The sequence below is a fragment of the Pseudomonas sp. IzPS59 genome (assembly GCF_014863505.1).
GTDB classification, from domain to species: domain Bacteria; phylum Pseudomonadota; class Gammaproteobacteria; order Pseudomonadales; family Pseudomonadaceae; genus Aquipseudomonas; species Aquipseudomonas kribbensis.
In genome coordinates this window covers 4,676,765-4,696,309 of record NZ_CP062251.1, presented here as the reverse complement: position 1 = coordinate 4,696,309, position 19,545 = coordinate 4,676,765, and the positions used below count along the sequence as shown (strand labels likewise).

Here is a 19,545-nt window from a genome sequence, read left to right as displayed (position 1 = left end):
CGGCACCGGGTGTGGATGAGTCAATCAATCATGGACAGCGGGTCTGGACGAGAAGCGGCTTCAAGATCCATCAGACCTCGTCCGTATGCCTCACTGTTTGAATAGATGCCAGTTCGGTTCGCGGTGCTCAGCAAGCGTTCGCGGACTTGCTGGGGCGTGAGTTCGGGATAGCGGCTTTGCAGGGCTGCCAACGCTCCGCTGACCAGTGCGGCAGCGGGAGATGTACCGGCAGTCTCGGTGTATTGACCATTCTTGTTGGTGGTCAACAAACCTTGGTCGGTGCCCGAATCACCACCGGGTACAGCGATGCACCAGTCTGCTGCCACGCCGCAGTAGTTGGATTTTGCATTGATGGTGCTGCCATCGCTTTTCAGGGCAACCACCGCGATCCAGCCTTTTTCAAGTTCGGGCAAGGCGACTGGCAAACCAGGTTCAGCCAAAGGTTCTCGTTTCAGTTCGTTACCGGTCGGGAACACAAATACAGCGCCGCCCTGGATCATTTTTCGGGCGCTCGCCAACGACTCCGGCATCACTTGGTTATAGCGTGCCTCATTGATCTCGGTCGCCGGGATGGCATTGGCCCATGAGTTGTTGAAGAATCGTGCCCCCTCCTCGAAACCGGCCTGCCAGGATTGGGCAATTTCACTATCAAAGAAAAAAGGTTCGTTGTCGTCACCGAAGCGATAGGGGATCAATTGGGCGTCGAAGGCGATTCCGTGCATGCCTTTGTCATCCTTGTTGGCGGCCAGGATGCCGGCCATCTGGGTGCCGTGACCTATCCGGTCAAAGGTACCGACCCGGTTTTCTACATAATCGAATCCCGGACTACCCAGCCTTCCCTGAAACTCCGGCAGTTTGTCGTTCAGGCCCGAATCGACAAGGGCTACCGCCACGCCGTGACCGGTGCCGCCACGCGCATAAAGAGCTGAAGCGTTAACGATTGCCAGAGCTTTCTGGGCTTGATACTCCGGTGTCTCGAATGGCGCCGGATCAATGGAGGGCTGTACCGGGGGTGTCAGGCAACCCGTCAGCAGAAGTGGCAAAACAAGCGTGGTGATGGTTGAAGTGGATAATTGAGGCATGGTCGTTCCTTCGTTGACCTCCGTGCACATCAGGCTTCCTGCGAGATGTCAGTTTGTGGAGGGGGGCTGGGAGGAGAACCCTACCAGCAGAAAGGAAGGTACGGCAGGGAGGCAAAGTGCCCTCTTTGTTTCATTCTATGGCGACGGATTCTTCTCAGTGCTCCTGCGCCCGATAAGCCCCCGGCGTCAGCCCCGTCCACTTCTTGAACGCCCGATGAAACGCCGACGGCTCGGAGAACCCGAGCTGTTCGGCGATCTGTTGCAACGACAGATCGGCCCGCCCCAGGTGATAGATCGCAATGTCCCGGCGCAACTGATCCTTCAACTCCTGAAAACTGGTGCCTTCCTCGCGCAAATGCCGGCGCAGGGTTTGCGGGCTGATGTGCAGATGCGCCGCCACGGCTTCCAGGTCCGGCCAGCGCGAGCTGTCATGACTGAGCAGGCGGCGCAATCGGCTGCTGAGACTGTTGCCGTCGTCCGGGCGGGACAGCAGGTCGGCGGGGGAGCGTTCGAGAAAGTGCTTGAGGGTGCGCTCGTCCTGCAACAGCGGCATGTGCAAATAGCGACTGTGAAACACCAGGCTGCTTTGCGTTGCCGAAAACGCCAGCGGGCAGGAAAACAGCAAATCGTACTCCGCCCCGTGCGCCGGTTTCGGGTAGCTGAAACTTGCCTGTTCCAGGCGAATCCGCTGGCCGATCAGCCAGCTGCCGAGGCGGTGCCAGATCACCAGCAGGCTCTCGGAAAGAAAGTGATCCGGGTCCCACAATTGCGAATCGTCGAGGCTCAGGCGCACCCATTCGTCTTCATGGGTCAGGCTCAGGCGCGGGGCCTCGGGGAATAGGCTATAAAACAATAAGCCGCGTTGCAGAGCCTTTTCCAGGCTGCGGCAATGGATGATGGCGTGGCACATCATGGCGAAACTGCCGGTCTTGCTGGGCGCGTTGCCGAAACCCAGGCATTCGTCGTCCAGGGCCAGCCACAGGTTCTGGATCAGTCGGGTGAACAGTTCCGGGGCGATCCGCGCACGGGGCTCGTCGAGCAGTTCGGAACTGATGCCCAGTTGCAGCAGCAGGCCCGAATAATCGAACCCGCGACGGCGTGCGCCGACGAGGGCGGCACGGGCGAAGTGACTGGCGATGGTGCGTTCGCGCATGGGTGGCAAATCCTTCCTCTGGCGACCGATGGTAGCCGGCGGCTCTGATCGGCAACAAGGCGGATTTCCGCCAAATTGTAGGACGAGAGCAGGTGTGTTGGCGGAAATCCGCCACACTTGAGTAACCGAATGGTGACACAGAAAAACCTGCATCCCCTGATATCAAAAGGCTTGCAGCGATTTGCACCAAAGTGGCACGACGTTTGCGATAAGAACGACAGAAGCGTGCGCCGAGCCGGTCCGGAAAGCGTCGTTCGACACAACAAATCCCTCCAGTGCAGGAGGGTTCGCAATTCAAGTGTCGCGTTCAACAGATGGATGTTGCCACGCGGGACTCTTGAGGAACTTTGCAATGACGACTCGTCAGCCACTGTACAAATCCCTGTATTTCCAGGTGATCGTCGCAATCTGTATCGGTATTGCGCTCGGCCACTACTACCCGCAGTTCGGCGTGGCCGTTAAGCCACTGGGTGACGGGTTCATCAAACTGATCAAAATGATCATCGCTCCGATCATCTTCTGCACCGTGGTCAGCGGCATCGCCGGCATGCAGAGCATGAAGTCGGTCGGCAAGACCGGCGGTTACGCACTCCTGTACTTCGAAATCGTTTCGACCATCGCCCTGCTGGTCGGCCTGATCGTGGTCAACATCGTGCAGCCGGGCAACGGCATGCACATCGACGTCGCCACCCTCGACGCCTCGAAAGTCGCCACCTACGTGCAGCAAGGCGCTGACCAGAGCGTTGTCGGCTTCCTGCTCAACGTGATCCCGACCACCATCGTCGGCGCGTTCGCCACCGGTGACATCCTGCAAGTGCTGATGTTCTCGGTGATCTTCGGTTTCGCCCTGCACCGCCTGGGTGCCTACGGCAAGCCGATCCTGGACTTCATCGATCGCTTCGCCCACGTGATGTTCAACATCATCAACATGATCATGAAGCTCGCGCCGATCGGTGCCTTCGGTGCGATGGCCTTCACCATCGGCGCCTACGGTGTCGGCTCGCTGGTGCAGCTGGGTCAACTGATGGCGTGCTTCTACATCACTTGCCTGGCGTTCATCCTGATCGTGCTGGGTGCCATCGCCCGCATGCACGGCTTCAGCGTGCTGAAAATGATCCGCTACATCCGTGAAGAGCTGCTGATCGTACTCGGCACTTCCTCCTCGGAATCGGTACTGCCACGCATGCTGATCAAGATGGAGCGTCTGGGCGCGAAGAAATCGGTAGTGGGTCTGGTGATCCCGACCGGTTACTCGTTCAACCTCGACGGTACCGCGATCTACCTGACCATGGCGGCCGTGTTCATCGCTCAGGCGACCGACACCCACATGGACATCACTCACCAGATCACCCTGCTGGTGGTGTTGCTGCTGTCCTCCAAAGGCGCCGCCGGTGTGACCGGTTCGGGCTTCATCGTGCTGGCTGCCACCCTGTCGGCGGTAGGTCACCTGCCGGTGGCCGGTCTGGCACTGATCCTGGGTATCGACCGCTTCATGTCCGAAGCCCGCGCCCTGACCAACCTGGTCGGCAACGCCGTTGCCACCATCGTTGTAGCCAAGTGGGTCAAGGAACTGGACACCGACGTACTGGACGCCGAGCTGGCCTCCGGCGGTCGCGGCATCGTCGACCAGCGTCACGAAGACGACCTGGGTGTGGCCGAAGGCCCGACCCCGAGCAATGTGAAGTAAGCATCGCTTGAATGGAAAAACCCGCTTCGGCGGGTTTTTTCATGTCTGCGATTTAAGTGCACGATTTGAGCACAACGGTCAGCGCAACTGACGCATCCGGTAATTGCCCCATCGTTCACGGCTGCCTAGGCTGCATGCATCGTTGATGGAGATCGCCCATGTCTGCACCGCTGGCCTCACTGAAGATTCTGGATTTCTCGACCCTGCTGCCGGGGCCGTTCGCCTCGCTGTTGCTGGCGGACATGGGCGCCGAGGTGCTGCGCATCGAATCGCCGACCCGCCTCGATCTGTTGCGGGTCTTGCCGCCCCATGATCACGGGATCTCGGCCAGTCACGCTTATCTGAACCGCAACAAGCGCAGCCTGGCGCTGGATCTCAAACAGCCCGAGGCGCTGGAGCTGGTGAAGCAGTTGCTGGCGGACTACGACATCGTGCTGGAGCAGTTCCGCCCCGGCGTGATGGAGCGCCTGGGGCTGGGTTACGAGGCGCTGAAGGCGATCAATCCGAAGCTCATTTATGTGTCGATCACCGGTTACGGCCAGACCGGGCCGTACAAGGATCGCGCCGGGCACGACATCAACTATCTGGCGCTGGCCGGGCTCTCCAGTTACACCGGGCGCGCCGACAGCGGGCCGTTGCCGCTGGGCATGCAGGTGGCGGATATCGCGGGTGGCTCGCTGCATGGGGTGATCGGTCTGTTGGCGGCAGTGATTTATCGTCAGCAAACCGGGCAGGGCACACACCTGGACGTGAGCATGACCGACTGCGCCTTCAGCCTGAACGCCATGGCCGGTGCCGGGTATCTGGCCTGCGGCGAGGAGCCGGGCTGGGAGGATCAGATGCTCAATGGCGGCAGCTTCTACGACTGCTACCGCTCCCGCGACGGGCGCTGGATGTCGGTGGGCAGCCTGGAGCCGGCGTTCATGCAGCAACTGTGTGCGGCGCTGGGGCGGCCGGAACTGGCGGCTCAGGGGTTGTCACCCAAACCCGAGCAGCAGCGGGCGCTCAAGGATGCCTTGAAGGTCGAGTTCGAGAAGCATGACTTTGCCGAACTGTGCGAGCTGTTCGCCGGGATCGATGCCTGCGTCGAACCGGTATTGAGCCTGGGCGAGGCGGTGCAGCACCCGCAGTTGCAGGCGCGGGAACTGGTGACTCAGGTACCCCGTGGGGATGGCTCGGCGCAGGCGCAGATCGCTTGTCCGCTGAAGTTCTCCGAAGCCTTGCCGGCGCCACGACATGTCGGCGCGGCGCTGGGGCAGCATACGGATCAGGTGTTGGGGGAGTTGGGCTTGAGTGTTGAGCGCATTGCCGAATTGCGGCGAGCGAAGGTGATTGCCTGATTCACTCGACCCGCATCTCGCCACTGAACACCAGCGTATTCCGGCATCGGCGGCACAAATACCGCCGGCCTTGCCTGACCAGACTATGGCGCTGGGCCGAAAACGGAAAATCACTGTCGGCACACGGGCATTTGTAGATATAGCGGGTCACGCTGCGGCGTTTGACTTCGTAGGTGTGGCAACGATCCGGCGGCAGCTCGTAAACGCCGCGCATGATCAGTTGCCACTCCTCGCCGTGAGGCTGGATGCGGTCGCCGAACAGTTGGTGGGCGATCAGGTGCGCGACTTCGTGGGCCACGGTCTGCTTGAGGAAGTGTTCGGTGTTCTCCCGGTACAGCTGCGGGTTGAAGCGCAGCAGGTTCTCGTGCAGATGCGCGACCCCGGCTTTTTGCCCGCGCAGCTTGAGGCTCACCACGGGGCGTTTGAAAGGACGTTTGAAAAAGGATTCAGCGAGTTGGAAACAGTCTTCGACGCGGGTATTGAGTTGCTCGGGCATGCTTGATGGATCTCCAGAGGTTTGGAGTATGCCGCAACCTTTCGGCGTTGCGTATCGCCAAACTGCCGAATGGTCGCGACGTCTCTTTCAGGCATGAGAAGGCCGCCTCGCGGCGGCCTGTGTTGGCGGATCTTGTTCTTCTCGGCGTTGCAGCCAGCTAATTGGTGTAGACGGGCCCCACGCCCAGTCCCCAGACAATCACGGTAAACGCCATGATGGCCACCAGCACCACCAGACCCACCGCCAGCACCGAGCTGGAAAACAGGAATCCCTCATCGGACGGAATGTTCATGAAGGTCGGCAACCCTACATACAGCAGGTACACCGTGTAGCAGATGGCCGCCGTACCGACGATCATCCCCAGCCACATATGCGGATACAGCGCCGCCAGGCCACCGACGAACAACGGTGTTGCGGTGTAGGTGGCAAACGCCACACAACGGGCCAGGCTCGGGTTGGCGTCATAGGTGCGGGCCATCCAGTGCACGAAGGCACCCATGACCGCGACCCCGCCGAGCATCGCCAGGTACGACATGATGGTCATCCACAACGCGCTTTCGACGGTGAGCATCACCGGGGCGCGGCTGCCGATGACCCAGCCGACCTGCGTCGTGCCGATAAACGCCGAAACAGCGGGGATCGCCGCCAGAATCAGCGTGTGAGTCAGGTACATGTGGCTGATGCTTTCCTCTTGGTCGCCACGGATTTCCTTCCATTCCTGATCGGGGTGGGTAAAAAGTCCCACTACGTGATGGATCATGCCAGTCACTCCTCTCGTTATTGCCATCGCCCCCCAGCGGAGCGCCTACGGGCCAATGTGGCCGAGCAAATACAGGTCTTCAGATTGCGTGCGACCTTATGTCGCAGTATAGGAAGGTCTTAACCGCACAGGTATTGGGGTCTTAGAGCAAATCGCGCTGTAAACCGGCGGGGTAATCGCGTCGGGGTCTGTGCGAACGGGCATTCGAGGGGGGCGACAACCTGTGGCCACAACCCCGGTGTTTTTGCGTAAAATGCCCGCCTTTCGTCACACCTCACGGATTTCGCGTCATGGGCACTCTTACGGTCAACCAGAACAAACTGCAAAAGCGCCTGCGCCGCCTGGCCGGCGAAGCAGTCACCGACTTCAACATGATCGAAGACGGCGACAAGGTCATGGTCTGCCTGTCCGGGGGCAAGGACAGCTACACCATGCTCGACGTGCTGATGCACCTGCAGAAGGTTGCACCGATCAAGTTCGAGATCGTCGCCGTGAACATGGACCAGAAGCAGCCGGGCTTCCCCGAGCACGTGCTGCCGGCCTACCTGAAAGAGCTGGGCATCGAGTACCACATCGTCGAGAAAGACACGTACTCGGTGGTCAAGGAACTGATCCCGGAAGGTAAGACCACCTGTTCGCTTTGCTCGCGCCTGCGTCGCGGTACGCTGTACACCTTCGCCGATGAAATCGGTGCGACCAAAATGGCCCTTGGTCATCACCGCGACGACATCGTCGAGACGTTCTTCCTCAATATGTTCTTCAACGGCAGCCTCAAGGCGATGCCGCCGAAGCTGCGCGCCGATGACGGGCGCAACGTGGTGATCCGTCCGCTGGCCTACTGCAACGAGAAAGACATCCAGGCCTACTCGGACTTCAAGCAATTCCCGATCATTCCGTGCAACCTCTGCGGTTCCCAGGAAAACCTGCAGCGTCAGGTGGTCAAGGAAATGCTGGTGGACTGGGAGCGCAAGACCCCGGGCCGTACCGAGAGCATTTTCCGCAGCCTGCAGAACGTGATCCCGTCGCAACTGGCCGACCGTAACCTGTTCGACTTCACCAGCCTGAAGATTGATGAAACCGCGGCTTCGCGATTCGTCAACGTGGTGAACCTGTAAGCGATCCGATCGCTTGAGAAAAAACGGCGCTCGCGGGCGCCGTTTTCAATTCGTTTTTTAGGAGAGGGCATGCGCGACTACAAGTGGCTGCACGAATACTGTCTGAACCGCTTCGGTTCGGCGGCTGAACTGGAAGCCCATCTGCCCGTTCCCAAGACTCCGGCGCAATTGCGCCAGATCAGCGACGACCGCTACCTCTCGACCATGGCCCTGCGGGTATTTCGCGCCGGGCTCAAGCACAGTCTGGTGGACGCCAAGTGGCCAGCCTTCGAGGAAGTGTTCTTCAAGTTCGACCCGGAAAAGGTCGTGCTGATGAGCGCCGAACACCTTGAACGGTTGATGCAGGACGCGCGAATCATCCGCCACCTGGGCAAACTGAAAAGCGTGCCGCGCAATGCACAGTTCATTCTGGACGTCGAGAAAGAGAAGGGCAGTTTCGGCGCGTTGCTGGCGGACTGGCCGGTGACCGATATCGTCGGCCTGTGGACCTACCTGAAAAAGCACGGCCATCAATTGGGCGGGCTGTCGGCGCCACGCTTCCTGCGCATGGTCGGCAAAGATACCTTCGTACCGAGCTACGATGTGGTCGCGGCGTTGAATGCACAGAAGATCGTCGACAAGGCGCCGAGCAGTCTGCGGGATCTGGCCACGGTGCAGAACGCGTTCAACCAGTGGCATGAAGAAAGCGGCGGGCGGCCGATGAGCCAGATTTCGATGATGCTGGCTTACACCGTCAACCATTGAGACCGAGTGATCGTTCCCGCGCAAAACGTGGGAACGATCTCGGAACCTGTGGGAGCTGGCTTGCCAGCGATAGCGGTGTATCAGGCGACGGAGATTTCGCCTTCGCCAGCCAGCTTGCGGTTCAACTGATACCGCCAGCGCACATACAGCAGCGCCGAGCAGAACACCGCCAGACTGGCGATCATCTCCAGCACGCCGAACAGCTGCCGGCTCGGGTCATACGCCGCCAGTGCGCCCTTGATGAAATACAGGTTCACCACAAAGCACATCCACGAATGCCCGCGTGCGCTGCCCATGATCATGCCCGGTGCCAGCACCAGCCACGGGATCAGTTCGATCAGCAGAATCACCCACGGCCGTGCGCCATGCAGGTCGGCGAACACCAGGTAATACGCGGCGAGCAGTCCGGCCAGGCCGAAAAAGCACAGCAGACTGATCACCCGCATTGCCCGCACCCGTGGCTCCAGCCATTCGACGGTAGGCAGGACTTTCGGCTTTCTGGCCATCTCAGTTCCCCAGCTTCTGGGCCGTTTTGGCCAGACGTGCGCCCAGTGCGCGGCACAGCGCCACTTCGTGCTGATCGAGACCGCTTTTGCCGTCAGCCCCGGCATGATGGCTGGCGCCGTACGGTGTGCCGCCGCCCTGGGTTTCGAGCAGCGCCGATTCGCTGTAGGGCAGGCCGGTGATCAACATGCCGTGGTGCAGCAGCGGCAGCATCATCGACAGCAGGGTGGTTTCCTGACCGCCGTGCAGGCTGGCGGTGGACGTGAACACGCCGGCCGGTTTGCCGACCAGCGCGCCGGTCAGCCACAGGTTGCTGGTGCCATCGAGGAAGTATTTGAGCGGTGCGGCCATGTTGCCGAAACGGGTCGGGCTGCCGAGGGCCAGGCCGGCGCAGTTCTTCAGGTCATCCAGCGTGGCGTACAGCGCGCCTTCATCGGGAATGTCCGGCGACACGGCTTCGCACTCGGTGGAGATCGCCGGCACGGTGCGCAGGCGCGCTTCGAGGCCGGCCTGTTCGACGCCACGGGCGATTTGCCGGGCCATCTCGTTGGTCGAACCGCTGCGGCTGTAATACAGAACCAGAATGTACGGCGCACTCACGGCAACAGCTCCAGGATCTGCTCCGGTGGGCGGCCGATCACGGCCTTGTCGCCGGCTTCGAGAATCGGGCGCTCCATCAACTTCGGATTTGCGGCGATCGCGTCGATCAATTGTTTCTCGGTGAGACTGGCATCGGCCAGGTTCAGGGTCTTGTATTCGTCTTCGCCGGTGCGCAGCAGTTGCCGGGCGCTGATCCCGAGCTTGCCGAGCAGGGCCTTGATTTGCGCGGCGTCCAGCGGCGTTTCGAGGTAGCGCACCACGTTCGGCGTCAGGCCACGGGCTTCGAGCAGTTCGAGCGCACCGCGGGATTTCGAGCAGCGCGGGTTGTGATAAAGCGTCAGATCGGTCATGGGCGGGTCGCTTCTTGCGTAGAGTGGCGGCTATTCTAACTGTGCAGCGCGCAATCCAGAACCTTGGGAGGCGATGGGTCGCAGGCGCATTCAATTTTTCACAAGGAACACGACATGACACGGCGACTGGCAGCAGCATTGACGATCATCGGGGCGTTGATGCTGGGGGGCTGCGGTAACGACTACGGCATCGATCAGAACGGGCAGAAAGTCGCGTCCGAGCGCCTGGACAAGCAATGGGTGGTACTCAATTACTGGGCGGAATGGTGCGGTCCGTGCCGCACGGAAATCCCGGAGCTCAATCATCTGGCCGAAGAACTCAAGGGCAAGAAGATCGGGGTGTTCGGGGTCAACTTCGACAATGTGCAGGGCGAAGAGCTGAAAGGCGCCAGCGAGAAACTCGGCATCAAGTTCACCGTGCTGGCGCAGGATCCGGCGGACCTGTTCGAACTGCCGCGCAGCGAAGCCTTGCCGGTGACCTACATCATCGACAACAAGGGCAAGGTACGCGAACAGCTGATGGGCGAGCAGACGGCGGCGGGGGTGATGGCGAAGCTTGAGGCGTTGAAGGCGACCAATTAAGTTGCTGCTAAAAGCATCCCTCACCCCAGCCCTCTCCCGGAGGGAGAGGGGGCCGACCGAGGTGTCAGGCGTCATACATCGACCTGAAAGAACCAGTCGATTGTGGATTCGCCGAAGCAAAATCGAGTCGATGATGGATTTGGCGAAGTAACTTCAAGTCAATTTTGGATTCGCCAAGGCCGGGTCAGGTCGGTGTATCTCTGGAATATCCCCCAATCAGTTCCCTCTCCCTTTGGGAGAGGGTTAGGGTGAGGGGCTTGGCGATCTAGAGGCTCAACCCTCTTCCAGCCACCAGCGCAACGGCTTGCCTTCGGCAGGCCAGAAGCGCATCTGTTCGATGGGCGAAACGTCCCAGCGCTCGACTTTCTCCAGGGCCTGGAGGAAGCGTTGCTCCTGCTCCATCAACGCCGGAGCACACAGTTTGCGGGTCTTGCCGATCTTGCCGAAGCTGAGCTTGTCGCCATCGAGGGTGTAGGGCGCGAACCAGTGGTTGCAGCCGCCATTGCCATAGGCCCGGCCATCTTCGCCGAGGGTCACGGTCAGGTGGCTGTAATCCATCAGTGGCCGCTCGCCGATCCATTCCAGAATGTAGCTGCGGTCCTGTTGCAGTTGCACAGGCTCCGCGGCGCAGCCCATCAGGCCGGCGCCGACAGCGGCGGTCAGGGCCAGGTGTTTCATCATGCAGGCTCCTGGCATTTCGGGCACAGGTGTTTGTCTCCGACGGCTTTCCAGCCCAGCTCGGCGATGCGCGCCGTGGCGGCCGGTTTCTCTGCCGGTTTGCCGAGCTTGGCGTCCACGGCGAATTCGAAGCTCAGCTCCTTGGCGCAGCTGTCGCAGTTGACCTGCCAGGTGTGGATTGCCAGTTCGCCGAACACCGGGCCGGTGGTCATCGCGGTCCATTGACCTGGCGGGTTGATCAGGTGGCGGACGGTGTCGACGGTCAGGCGCATGGACAAATCCTTGCTGCCTTTGAGGGTCACGACCAGCACGTCACCGATACGGATCGAGCCACCGTTGCCGGTGACCTGATAACGGCCCGGTACGAGGGCGCGGCATTCGGTGAGGGTGTGTTGCGGGTTCATCAGGGTGTAGCGGAAATCGTGTTCGACCATGGGTCCTCCAAATATGCGCGACATGCTAGCACGGGCTTGATTGCAGAATAACGCGCACGTGCGACCTTCGATCCGGTTCAAATCGACACCGCAGTCGTGGCAAACTGCCGCCTTCATCTCTAAGGAACGGAACATGGCGCTGATCGAATGTTATGAATGCAAGCGGAGCGTGAGCTCCGAAGCGACGGCGTGCATTCATTGCGGGGCTCCGTTGACGGAGGCGCAGGCACCGGCCAGGGCGAGCTCCGGTGGATCAACGATTTCCTTTGGCAGTCTGCCCCGGAACAAGGCGGTTCCCGAAGCTTTCGTCGCAGCCCCCGCGCCTGCCCCGGAACCCAAAGTCATGCCCGCCGCTGCCGGACGCCGGCGCCGGCAACAGGCCGAGCGAGCGGCCGAACCTCGGTTGAATGCCGACGGCGTGCGTCCGGTCGAAGGCTGGCTGAAGATCATGGCGTTCCTGATGCCGATGATCTTTGTCTGGTTCCTGCTGCGCAGCGGTCACTCCCTCAAGCAACGGCTTTTCGGCTTCGGCTGGCTGGGGCTGCTGATCCTCGCGTCCACGCTATCCCCGTCCTGACACCACTGACGCTTCAGCCCTCGACCTGGTTCTGCGGTGATCCCGCCGCCCAGGTCGCGATGTTATGCAGGGTGGTCGCGGCAATCGCACCCAATGCTTCGCGGGTCAGGAACGCCTGATGCGCGGTAATGATCACGTTGGGGAAGGTCAGCAGCCGCGCCAGTACGTCGTCCTGTAACGGCAGGTCGGAGCGGTCTTCGAAAAACAGCTGCGCCTCTTCTTCGTAAACATCCAGCCCCAGATAACCCAGCTGACCGTCCTTCAGGGCGTCGATCAGCGCCGGCGTGTCCACCAGGCCACCGCGGCCGGTGTTGATCAGCATCGCGCCTGGCTGCATGTGCGCCAGCGAATCACGGTTGATCAGGTGCTTGCTCTGCTCGTTGAGCGGGCAGTGCAGGCTGATGATCTGCGATTGTTCCAGCAGTTGCGGCAGACTGAGATAGCGCGCCCCCAGGGCTTCGACGGCCGGGTTCGGATACGGGTCGAAGGCCAGCAGCTCACAGCCGAAACCGTGCATGATTTTGGCGAATGTCGCGCCGATCTGGCCCGTGCCGACAATGCCGACAGTCTTGCCCACCAGATCGAAACCAGTGAGGCCGTGCAGGCTGAAATCGCCTTCGCGGGTGCGGTTGTAGGCCCGGTGCAGTCGGCGGTTGAGCGCAAGAACCAGCGCCACCGCATGCTCGGCCACCGCGTGGGGCGAGTAGGCCGGAACGCGCACGACCACCAGCCCCAGGCGTTTGGCCGCGTTCAGGTCGACATGGTTGTAACCCGCCGAGCGCAGGGCGATCAGCCGGGTTCCGCCGGCCGCCAGACGTTCCAGCACGGGAGCGCTGAGGTCATCGTTGATGAAGGCGCAGACCACTTCGTGCCGGTCGGCCAGTGGTGCCGTGTCGAGACTCAGTCGGGCCGGTTGAAAGTGCAGTTCGATGCCGGCCGGGCAGTCGACGGCAAGGAAACTGTCGCGGTCGTAGGTCTGGCTGCTGAAAACGATCGTGCGCATGCAATCCTCCTGAAGCATCGACGCGGGCGCGAATCACCCGCGACCACTTTAGCCGCATCGGCGTTGACCGGCATTGCCGTGGATCAGGCGCTGATCTTCGCCTGCGCCGCCAGACGATTGATCGCCCGCTCCAGTTCATCCAGTGCGGTTGAGGCCTTGGGATCTTCCTGCTTGAGCAGGGTTTCGCTGCGCTGGCAGGCGGCGCGCAATTGCGGAACGCCGCAGTAGCGGGTGGCGCCGTGCAGGCGATGCACCCGTTCGAGCAGGCCGTTCTGATCCTGATTGTCGCGGGCCGTGCGAATGGCTTCACGGTCGGCCTCGAGCGAAGCCAGCAACATGGCCAGCATGTCCGCCGCCAGATCCGCCTTGCCGGCGGCCAGGCGCAAGCCTTCTTCGTGATCCAGTACCGGCAGGTCCTGATGCCCTACGAGGCTTTCACCGCCACGGTCCGGTGCCTGATTGCGCAGTGCCAGTCCCGTCCATTTCAGTACCACCTGCGCCAGTTGCCGCTCGCTGATCGGTTTGGTCAGATAGTCGTCCATGCCGCTTTGCAGCAGTGCGCGTTTTTCGTTGGCCATGGCGTGGGCGGTGAGGGCGACGATCGGCAGCGGCGTGCAATGCCGTTCGCTTTCCCACTGGCGGATCGTCTCGGTGCTCTGGCGCCCGTCCATGCCCGGCATCTGCACGTCCATCAGCACCAGATCGAAGGTTTCGCTCTGCACGGCCTTGACCGCCGCATAGCCGCTTTCCACGGCCAAGACCTTGGCGCCCATGTCTTCGAGCAATGTCTGCACCAGCAACAGGTTGGCCGGGTTGTCGTCGACACACAGCACTTTCGGCGCACGGCTCGACAGCGGTTCGCCGGGTTCGCTGCGTGTCTGGCGCGGGTTGACCATGTCCGACAGTGCCCGGCGCAACTTGCGGGTGCAGGCCGGTTTGGACTGGAGCTGGCTGTGCGGGTTGGGCACCGAGAGATGGAACAGTGTCAGTTCGGTGGTCGGGCACAGCACCAGTACCCGGCAGCCGAGGTGTTCGAGATCCCAGATGTGCTGGTTGAGGCGTTCCGGCGGCATGTCGTTGCTGGTGATGCCGAGCACCGCCAGATCGATGGCCTGATCGGTCTGATGGGCGCCGGTGACGCCATTGGTCAGGCTTTCCAGGGTATTGAACGGTGTGACATCGAGCCCGCAGTCTTCCAGTTGATGCTGCAAGGCCTGACGCGCCAGTTCGTGGTTTTCCAGCACCGCCACCCGGCGCCCGAGCAATGGCGCGGCAGGCAGGTCTTCGGCATCGTCGCGGGTCTTGGGCAGACTCAGGCTGATCCAGAATTCCGAGCCTTCGCCCGGGGTGCTGTCGACGCCGATCTCGCCGCCCATCTGTTCGATCAAGCGCTTGGAAATCACCAGACCGAGACCCGTGCCGCCGGGCTGGCGCGACAGCGAGTTGTCAGCCTGACTGAAGGCTTGAAACAACGCGCGCACGTCCTGGTTCGACAGGCCGATGCCGGTGTCCTGAATGCTGATGCGCAGTTGCACGCTGTCTTCGTGTTCTTCTTCGAGCATCGCGCGGGCGACGATGGTGCCCTCGCGGGTGAACTTGATCGCGTTGCTCACAAGGTTGGTGAGGATCTGCTTGAGCCGCAGCGGATCACCGACCAGCGACAGCGGCGTGTCGCGATAGACCAGGCTCACCAGTTCCAGCTGCTTGGCGTGGGCAGCGGGGGCGAGGATGGTCAGGGTGTCCTGTAACAGGTCGCGCAGGTTGAACGGGATATGGTCGAGCACCAGTTTGCCGGCCTCGATCTTCGAGAAGTCGAGAATTTCGTTGATGATCCCCAGCAGGCTGTCGGCGGATTTTTCGATGGTGCCCAGATAGTCGAGCTGGCGCGGGGTCAGCTCGCTTTTCTGCAACAGGTGGGTGAAACCGAGAATGCCGTTGAGCGGCGTGCGGATTTCGTGGCTCATGTTGGCGAGGAACTCGGACTTGATCCGGCTCGCTTCCAGGGCTTCTTTGCGGGCCAGGTCCAGCTCGATGTTCTGGATCTCGATGGTCTCCAGGTTCTGGCGCACGTCTTCGGTGGCCTGATCGACGCTGTGCTGCAATTCTTCCCGGGCGTTCTGCAGGGTGCCGGCCATGCGGTTGATGCCGGATGCCAGTTCATCCAGCTCCTGACTGCCGAGGGGCGGCAAGCGGGTTTCCAGATGACCGTCCTTGAGTTGCGCGACTGCCTGTTTGATCTGGCTGATCGGGCGATTGATCGTGCGGCCCATGCGCAGCGCCAGCAATGCGGCGCCGGCCAGTCCTGCCGCAATCAGCAACAGGCTGGCGAAGAGGCTGCGGTAACCGCGCAGCAACATGCCGTTGTGCGAGAGTTCCAGTTCGACCCAGCCGAGCAGGCGGTCGGACTCTTCAGGGATCAGTTCGCCGGCAAGGTTGCGGTGCTTGCCGAACACCGGCATCAGATAGCGGGTGGCGTCGTTGCCGCTGCGGCGCTGCAGTTGTGTGCTGTCGCCGCTGGGGGCCTGGTTGAGCATGGTCGGGCCGGCGTGGGCCAGCGGCGAGCGGTCGGGCGCGAGTAAGGTCACCGCGCGCACGTCCGGTTGTTCCAGAGATTGGGTGGCGATGCGCTCGAGCAGTTCGGCATCGCCGTGGCCCATGGCCGGCGCCACCAGCGGAGCGAGTTGCTCGGCGATCATTTCACCGCGCTGCATCAATTGGGCCTGCAGGTCGGACTGCTGCGTCCAGGTGAAATAGCCGCCCAGCACCAGCGCCATCAGGCTGGTTGGCAACAGGGTCAGCAACAACACGCGACCTTTGATTCCCAGTTTCTTGAGCACGCCTATCTCCTGCATCCCGCTGATCATCGACTCTTGCGTGCTTCCGGCACGCGGCATGGGCGCAGTGTAGCGATTTGCTTGCGGGCATTCCCGGGAAAAATCATGTCGTGATCGGTCGTTTCGGTGCCGGTCATTTGTCCGGCAGGTCAACCTTGGGTTGCCGGGCGGCGGGCAATCTTGAATAATCTCCACAACTGAGAATTATTTGCAGATAGTCATGACTCCTGTCTCTGTTGGCCAGCCACGCATTCTTTCCATCGAGGACGATCCCGTACTCGGTGCCTATGTTCACGAGCATCTTGGGCGCAGCGGCTTCCAGGTCACCTGGTGCCAGAGCGGCAGCGAAGGCCTGAGCATCGCCCGGCGCCAGCCGTTCGATGTGGTGTTGATGGATATTCTGTTGCCGGGGCTCGACGGCCTGAATGTGCTGACGCAACTGCGCCAGAGCCATTCCACGCCGGTGCTGCTGATGTCGGCGCTGGGGGCCGAGGCCGATCGCATCAGCGGTTTTCGCCTGGGGGCCGACGACTATCTGCCCAAGCCGTTCAGCATGGCCGAGCTGCACGTGCGGATCGAAGCGATCCTGCGACGGGTCGCCCTCGATCGGCGTCCGGCAATCAGCGTTGAGCCTGTAGCGGCGGGCGGTCTGCATTTCGACGATGAGCAGTGCGAGGTGTCCTACCACGATCAGCCCGCCGGCCTGACTCGAAGCGAATACCGCTTGCTGGAAACCCTCAATCGCAATGATGAAGAGGTGCTGAGCAAGGCCTTCCTTTATCAGCATGTGCTTCAGCGCGGCTACGCGGCCCACGACCGCAGCCTCGACATGCACATCAGCCAGATCCGCCGCAAACTCAAATCGATCGGCTACACCGAGCGGGAAGTGCGCACGGTGTGGGGCAAGGGTTACGTTCTGAGCGCCGTCGATGAAGGTGTCTGACCTGCCGGGCCGGCATTCGCTGTTCTGGAAACTGGCGTGTCTGCTGGTGGCGTTCTGTCTGCTGATGATCTGGTTGAGCTGGTCCTGGGGGCGCTATATGGAGGAGCGCAACCAGTTTCTCTCCGACGAGGCGCGCGGCACATTGGCCCGTTATGCCGCCGAAGCCGAAGCGGCGTGGCAGCGCGATCAGCGGATTGGCATTGACCGCTGGTTGCAAAGCATGGAATTGCGTGAGGCCGGCTGGGTCGGCGTGATCGGCGGCAACCTGCAGTCGCTGAGCAGTGATCCGCTGAACGCACAGGAAATCCAGCACCTGACCTTTCTGCGCGGCCTCGACTGGCCGATTCACAAGCAAGGCCGGCCGTGGCTGCGCGTACCATTTCCCACAGAACCGGCCGCCGGCAGCCTGGTCATCGAGCTGCCTGAACGTTTCCTGCCGGGCAAGTACCGAGTGTTCTGGCGAGTGATCACCAACGGCGTGATTCCCGGTCTGTTCACCCTGTTGCTGTGCGTGGGCCTGTATCGCTTGCTGGTGGTGCCGTTGAACAACCTGCGCGAACAGGCCAACGCGTGGCGCGCCGATCAATTGAATGTGCGCCTGTCGAGCGGCATCACCCAGCGCCCGGACGAGCTCGGCGAACTGGCCCGCGCCTTCGATTCGATGTCCGAGCGCCTGCAATCGACCGTTGCCCTGCAACAGCAATTGTTGCGCGACCTGTCCCACGAATTGCGTACGCCTCTGAGTCGCCTGCGGGTGGCCAGCGAAAGCGAGCAGGAGCTGTTGCCGCTGCGCGAACGCATCGGCCGCGAAGTCGATGGCATGCAACGGCTGGTCGAAGACACCCTGCAACTGGCCTGGCTCGAAACCGAACGTGCACCGCTGCCGGACGAAGCGATCCAGATCCAGGCGCTGTGGGAAATGCTCACGGAAAACGCCTGTTACGAAAGTTGCTGTCCGACAGGGCAGTTGCAATGTGCGGTGGATGCTTCGTGCTGGGTGCGCGGCAACCTCAATACCCTGGCCCAGGCGCTGGAAAACATCCTGCGCAATGCGATCCGTCATTCGCCCAAGGGCGGCATCGTGCGGCTGGATGGCCGGCGTGACGGGGATTACTGGCATCTATGGCTGGAGGACGAGGGCGGCGGAGTGGCCGAGGCGGATCTTGAGCGGATCTTCTCGCCGTTCACCCGGCTCGACGGCTCGCGGCCGGGGGACGGTGGGTTTGGTCTGGGGTTGAGCATCGCGAGGAATGCGGTGCAGCGCCAGGGCGGGACTTTATGGGCCGAGAACGGCCAGTCGGGATTGCGATTGAATTTGCGGTTGGTGGCGGATGACAGTGCCGCCCGTTCCGGCGCCTTCGCTGGCAAGCCAGCTCCCACAGTGGACATGAGCCGCCCGCAACCCGTGTGAAAAGCTCCATTCTTTTGTAGGAGCGAACCTGCACGCGATGAAGTCTTCACGGTCGCCTTTTGGCTCATTTGTCGGAGCAGTCTTGGGTTTTTGTACGATGTTTCCTAAGGAGAGCGGGCGGTAATTTCACGCTTCCTTGAACGTTTAAGCTCAGGCTTCGAATGATCCTCAAGGAGTCTTGCATGACCGCCTCCAATGTTTCCGATAACTCATCCTGCGACCGTTTCAATGAAGTGCTCGCGCTGATAAGCAGTGCCAGACACCAGGCTATTCAGGCGGTCAATACCCGGCTGATCGAGTTGTACTGGCAGGTCGGCGCCCATATCAGTCGCAAGATTGAACTGGCTGAATGGGGCGATTCGGTCGTCGGTCAATTGGCTGAACATCTGGCCCGGACGCAACCGGGGTTGCGCGGTTTTACCCGTTCTAACTTGTTTCGCATGCGCCAGTTCTATGAGTTTTACCGCTGCGAAGAAAAAGTCGCGCCACTGGCGCGACAATTGTCCTGGTCGCAAAACGTGATCATTTTCAGCCAAAGCAAACGTCCGGAAGAACGAGAGTTCTACTTACGGATGGCCGTTCAGGAAAGATGGTCGAAGCGTGAGCTTGAACGCCAATTCAAGGCAGCCCTGTTTGAGCGAAGCGTCACCGAACCGGTAAGCGCCTCCGCAGTCCTGAAGCAGACTCATCCCTCTGCGCTGGAGATTTTCCGCGATTCCTACATGGTCGAATTCCTCGACTTGCCGGGTGCTCACGCCGAAACCGATCTTCATCGAGGATTATTGTCGCGACTCAAGGAGTTTTTGATCGAGCTAGGCCGCGACTTTTGCTTTGTCGGCTCGGAATATCCACTGCAGGTCGGTGGGCGGGATTTCGCCTTGGACTTGTTGTTCTTCCACCGCGGGCTCAATTGTCTGGTGGCGATCGAACTCAAGGTCGGACGCTTCGAGCCAGAGTATCTGGGCAAGCTCGACTTCTATTTGGAAGCGCTGGATCGCAACGCGCGAAAGCCCCACGAAAATCCCGCCATCGGCGTACTACTTTGTGCCAGCAAGGAGGACGAAGTGGTGGAGTACGCACTTAATCGCAGCCTTTCGCCTGCATTGATTGCTGAATATCAGGTACAACTGCCGGACAAGCAGCTTCTGCAGGCCAAGCTTCATGAGTTCTATGCGTTGAACGTTGCTCAGGCAGATGAGGCTGAATCAGAGTCTTATTCCGATAAGCCATAAGTACCGCACTTTGCGTGATA

Annotated in this window: 20 protein-coding genes; 9 read left to right on the top strand and 11 right to left on the bottom strand. The window is 61.1% G+C overall.

Annotated elements, in window-relative coordinates:
• Positions 1–20: 20 nt before the first annotated feature.
• Together IF189_RS21040 and IF189_RS21035 are read right to left on the bottom strand one after the other, a co-directional pair.
• Positions 21–1,082, bottom strand: a complete 1,062-nt coding sequence (locus IF189_RS21040; RefSeq protein ID WP_167748775.1) for a S8 family peptidase — start codon at positions 1,080–1,082, stop codon at positions 21–23.
• A gap of 154 nt (positions 1,083–1,236) precedes the next feature.
• Positions 1,237–2,235: an AraC family transcriptional regulator gene (locus tag IF189_RS21035; RefSeq protein WP_134827802.1), complete on the bottom strand. Its 999-nt coding sequence runs from the start codon at positions 2,233–2,235 to the stop codon at positions 1,237–1,239.
• 352 nt (positions 2,236–2,587) lie between these two features.
• On the opposite strand from IF189_RS21035, the gene IF189_RS21030 reads away from it, so the two are divergent.
• Together IF189_RS21030 and IF189_RS21025 are read left to right on the top strand one after the other, a co-directional pair.
• Positions 2,588–3,922: a dicarboxylate/amino acid:cation symporter gene (locus IF189_RS21030; RefSeq protein WP_085710993.1), complete on the top strand. Its 1,335-nt coding sequence runs from the start codon at positions 2,588–2,590 to the stop codon at positions 3,920–3,922.
• A 158-nt stretch (positions 3,923–4,080) separates the two neighbouring features.
• Positions 4,081–5,262, top strand: a complete 1,182-nt coding sequence (locus IF189_RS21025; RefSeq protein ID WP_192552202.1) for a CaiB/BaiF CoA transferase family protein — start codon at positions 4,081–4,083, stop codon at positions 5,260–5,262.
• Between the two features lies 1 nt (position 5,263).
• Here IF189_RS21025 and IF189_RS21020 read toward each other — a convergent pair whose 3' ends face one another.
• Both IF189_RS21020 and IF189_RS21015 read right to left on the bottom strand, forming a co-directional pair.
• On the bottom strand, positions 5,264–5,758 hold the full coding sequence (locus IF189_RS21020) for a SprT family zinc-dependent metalloprotease (RefSeq protein WP_007957760.1): 495 nt from the start codon (positions 5,756–5,758) through the stop codon (positions 5,264–5,266).
• A 157-nt stretch (positions 5,759–5,915) separates the two neighbouring features.
• Positions 5,916–6,518: a Yip1 family protein gene (locus IF189_RS21015; RefSeq protein ID WP_085710991.1), complete on the bottom strand. Its 603-nt coding sequence runs from the start codon at positions 6,516–6,518 to the stop codon at positions 5,916–5,918.
• Positions 6,519–6,808: 290 nt separating this feature from the next.
• Here IF189_RS21015 and ttcA point away from each other — a divergent pair, with 290 nt between their 5' ends.
• Both ttcA and IF189_RS21005 read left to right on the top strand, forming a co-directional pair.
• Entirely contained in the window at positions 6,809–7,633 is an 825-nt protein-coding gene (gene ttcA, locus IF189_RS21010; protein ID WP_064598661.1) for a tRNA 2-thiocytidine(32) synthetase TtcA, read from the top strand.
• Positions 7,634–7,702: 69 nt separating this feature from the next.
• The gene (locus IF189_RS21005; RefSeq protein WP_085730411.1) at positions 7,703–8,377 is read left to right on the top strand and encodes a DNA-3-methyladenine glycosylase I; all 675 of its coding nucleotides are present in this window, start codon (positions 7,703–7,705) and stop codon (positions 8,375–8,377) included.
• 80 nt (positions 8,378–8,457) lie between these two features.
• On the opposite strand, the gene IF189_RS21000 is transcribed toward IF189_RS21005, so the two are convergent.
• From IF189_RS21000 to arsC, 3 genes are read right to left on the bottom strand one after another with little or no spacing between them, the layout of a single operon-like run.
• Complete coding sequence (locus IF189_RS21000; protein ID WP_192552201.1) at positions 8,458–8,883, bottom strand: DUF2069 domain-containing protein; 426 nt, start codon at positions 8,881–8,883, stop codon at positions 8,458–8,460.
• A gap of 1 nt (position 8,884) precedes the next feature.
• Complete coding sequence (gene wrbA, locus IF189_RS20995; RefSeq protein WP_085683574.1) at positions 8,885–9,481, bottom strand: NAD(P)H:quinone oxidoreductase; 597 nt, start codon at positions 9,479–9,481, stop codon at positions 8,885–8,887.
• On the bottom strand, positions 9,478–9,831 hold the full coding sequence (gene arsC, locus IF189_RS20990; protein WP_134827797.1) for an arsenate reductase (glutaredoxin): 354 nt from the start codon (positions 9,829–9,831) through the stop codon (positions 9,478–9,480). The genes wrbA and arsC overlap by 4 nt, the downstream gene beginning before the upstream one ends.
• A 114-nt stretch (positions 9,832–9,945) precedes the next feature.
• Between arsC and IF189_RS20985 the strand changes: the two genes are divergently transcribed.
• Positions 9,946–10,413, top strand: a complete 468-nt coding sequence (locus tag IF189_RS20985; protein WP_114884832.1) for a TlpA family protein disulfide reductase — start codon at positions 9,946–9,948, stop codon at positions 10,411–10,413.
• A gap of 273 nt (positions 10,414–10,686) precedes the next feature.
• Here IF189_RS20985 and IF189_RS20980 read toward each other — a convergent pair whose 3' ends face one another.
• Both IF189_RS20980 and IF189_RS20975 read right to left on the bottom strand, forming a co-directional pair.
• Positions 10,687–11,091 carry an META domain-containing protein gene (locus IF189_RS20980; protein WP_085710985.1) on the bottom strand — a complete coding sequence of 135 codons (405 nt, stop codon included), beginning with the start codon at positions 11,089–11,091 and terminating at the stop codon, positions 10,687–10,689.
• Entirely contained in the window at positions 11,091–11,525 is a 435-nt protein-coding gene (locus IF189_RS20975) for a hypothetical protein (protein WP_007957770.1), read from the bottom strand. The genes IF189_RS20980 and IF189_RS20975 overlap by 1 nt, the downstream gene beginning before the upstream one ends.
• Positions 11,526–11,658: 133 nt before the next feature.
• Here IF189_RS20975 and IF189_RS20970 point away from each other — a divergent pair, with 133 nt between their 5' ends.
• Positions 11,659–12,102, top strand: a complete 444-nt coding sequence (locus tag IF189_RS20970) for a hypothetical protein (RefSeq protein WP_134827796.1) — start codon at positions 11,659–11,661, stop codon at positions 12,100–12,102.
• A 13-nt stretch (positions 12,103–12,115) separates the two neighbouring features.
• Here IF189_RS20970 and IF189_RS20965 read toward each other — a convergent pair whose 3' ends face one another.
• Both IF189_RS20965 and IF189_RS20960 read right to left on the bottom strand, forming a co-directional pair.
• Positions 12,116–13,105, bottom strand: coding sequence for a 2-hydroxyacid dehydrogenase (locus tag IF189_RS20965; protein ID WP_134827795.1), 990 nt, complete (start codon positions 13,103–13,105; stop codon positions 12,116–12,118).
• A gap of 83 nt (positions 13,106–13,188) precedes the next feature.
• The gene (locus IF189_RS20960) at positions 13,189–15,942 is read right to left on the bottom strand and encodes a response regulator (RefSeq protein ID WP_134827794.1); all 2,754 of its coding nucleotides are present in this window, start codon (positions 15,940–15,942) and stop codon (positions 13,189–13,191) included.
• A gap of 217 nt (positions 15,943–16,159) precedes the next feature.
• Here IF189_RS20960 and IF189_RS20955 point away from each other — a divergent pair, with 217 nt between their 5' ends.
• The 3 genes from IF189_RS20955 to IF189_RS20945 all read left to right on the top strand — a co-directional run bounded on the left by IF189_RS20955 (position 16,160) and on the right by IF189_RS20945 (position 19,525).
• Positions 16,160–16,882: a response regulator transcription factor gene (locus IF189_RS20955; RefSeq protein ID WP_192552200.1), complete on the top strand. Its 723-nt coding sequence runs from the start codon at positions 16,160–16,162 to the stop codon at positions 16,880–16,882.
• A complete protein-coding gene (locus IF189_RS20950) occupies positions 16,869–18,293 on the top strand; it encodes a sensor histidine kinase (RefSeq protein WP_134827792.1) in 1,425 nt (474 codons plus the stop codon). Before IF189_RS20955 ends, IF189_RS20950 begins: the two co-directional genes overlap by 14 nt.
• Positions 18,294–18,475: 182 nt before the next feature.
• Complete coding sequence (locus IF189_RS20945; protein ID WP_134827791.1) at positions 18,476–19,525, top strand: PDDEXK nuclease domain-containing protein; 1,050 nt, start codon at positions 18,476–18,478, stop codon at positions 19,523–19,525.
• Positions 19,526–19,545 lie beyond the last annotated feature (20 nt).

What these genes read in the sequence shown, in the direction of transcription:
- IF189_RS20965 (WP_134827795.1), bottom strand. Translation starts at nt 13,105, where the DNA reads ATGCGCACGATCGTTTTCAGCAGCCAGACCTACGACCGCGACAGTTTC.
- IF189_RS21040 (WP_167748775.1), bottom strand. Translation starts at nt 1,082, where the DNA reads ATGCCTCAATTATCCACTTCAACCATCACCACGCTTGTTTTGCCACTT.
- IF189_RS21005 (WP_085730411.1), top strand. Translation starts at nt 7,703, where the DNA reads ATGCGCGACTACAAGTGGCTGCACGAATACTGTCTGAACCGCTTCGGT.
- IF189_RS20980 (WP_085710985.1), bottom strand. Translation starts at nt 11,091, where the DNA reads ATGAAACACCTGGCCCTGACCGCCGCTGTCGGCGCCGGCCTGATGGGC.
- IF189_RS20970 (WP_134827796.1), top strand. Translation starts at nt 11,659, where the DNA reads ATGGCGCTGATCGAATGTTATGAATGCAAGCGGAGCGTGAGCTCCGAA.
- IF189_RS21025 (WP_192552202.1), top strand. Translation starts at nt 4,081, where the DNA reads ATGTCTGCACCGCTGGCCTCACTGAAGATTCTGGATTTCTCGACCCTG.
- arsC (WP_134827797.1), bottom strand. Translation starts at nt 9,831, where the DNA reads ATGACCGATCTGACGCTTTATCACAACCCGCGCTGCTCGAAATCCCGC.
- IF189_RS20950 (WP_134827792.1), top strand. Translation starts at nt 16,869, where the DNA reads ATGAAGGTGTCTGACCTGCCGGGCCGGCATTCGCTGTTCTGGAAACTG.
- IF189_RS20985 (WP_114884832.1), top strand. Translation starts at nt 9,946, where the DNA reads ATGACACGGCGACTGGCAGCAGCATTGACGATCATCGGGGCGTTGATG.
- IF189_RS21030 (WP_085710993.1), top strand. Translation starts at nt 2,588, where the DNA reads ATGACGACTCGTCAGCCACTGTACAAATCCCTGTATTTCCAGGTGATC.
- IF189_RS21020 (WP_007957760.1), bottom strand. Translation starts at nt 5,758, where the DNA reads ATGCCCGAGCAACTCAATACCCGCGTCGAAGACTGTTTCCAACTCGCT.
- IF189_RS20955 (WP_192552200.1), top strand. Translation starts at nt 16,160, where the DNA reads ATGACTCCTGTCTCTGTTGGCCAGCCACGCATTCTTTCCATCGAGGAC.
- IF189_RS20945 (WP_134827791.1), top strand. Translation starts at nt 18,476, where the DNA reads ATGACCGCCTCCAATGTTTCCGATAACTCATCCTGCGACCGTTTCAAT.
- IF189_RS21000 (WP_192552201.1), bottom strand. Translation starts at nt 8,883, where the DNA reads ATGGCCAGAAAGCCGAAAGTCCTGCCTACCGTCGAATGGCTGGAGCCA.
- ttcA (WP_064598661.1), top strand. Translation starts at nt 6,809, where the DNA reads ATGGGCACTCTTACGGTCAACCAGAACAAACTGCAAAAGCGCCTGCGC.
- IF189_RS21035 (WP_134827802.1), bottom strand. Translation starts at nt 2,235, where the DNA reads ATGCGCGAACGCACCATCGCCAGTCACTTCGCCCGTGCCGCCCTCGTC.
- IF189_RS21015 (WP_085710991.1), bottom strand. Translation starts at nt 6,518, where the DNA reads ATGATCCATCACGTAGTGGGACTTTTTACCCACCCCGATCAGGAATGG.
- IF189_RS20975 (WP_007957770.1), bottom strand. Translation starts at nt 11,525, where the DNA reads ATGGTCGAACACGATTTCCGCTACACCCTGATGAACCCGCAACACACC.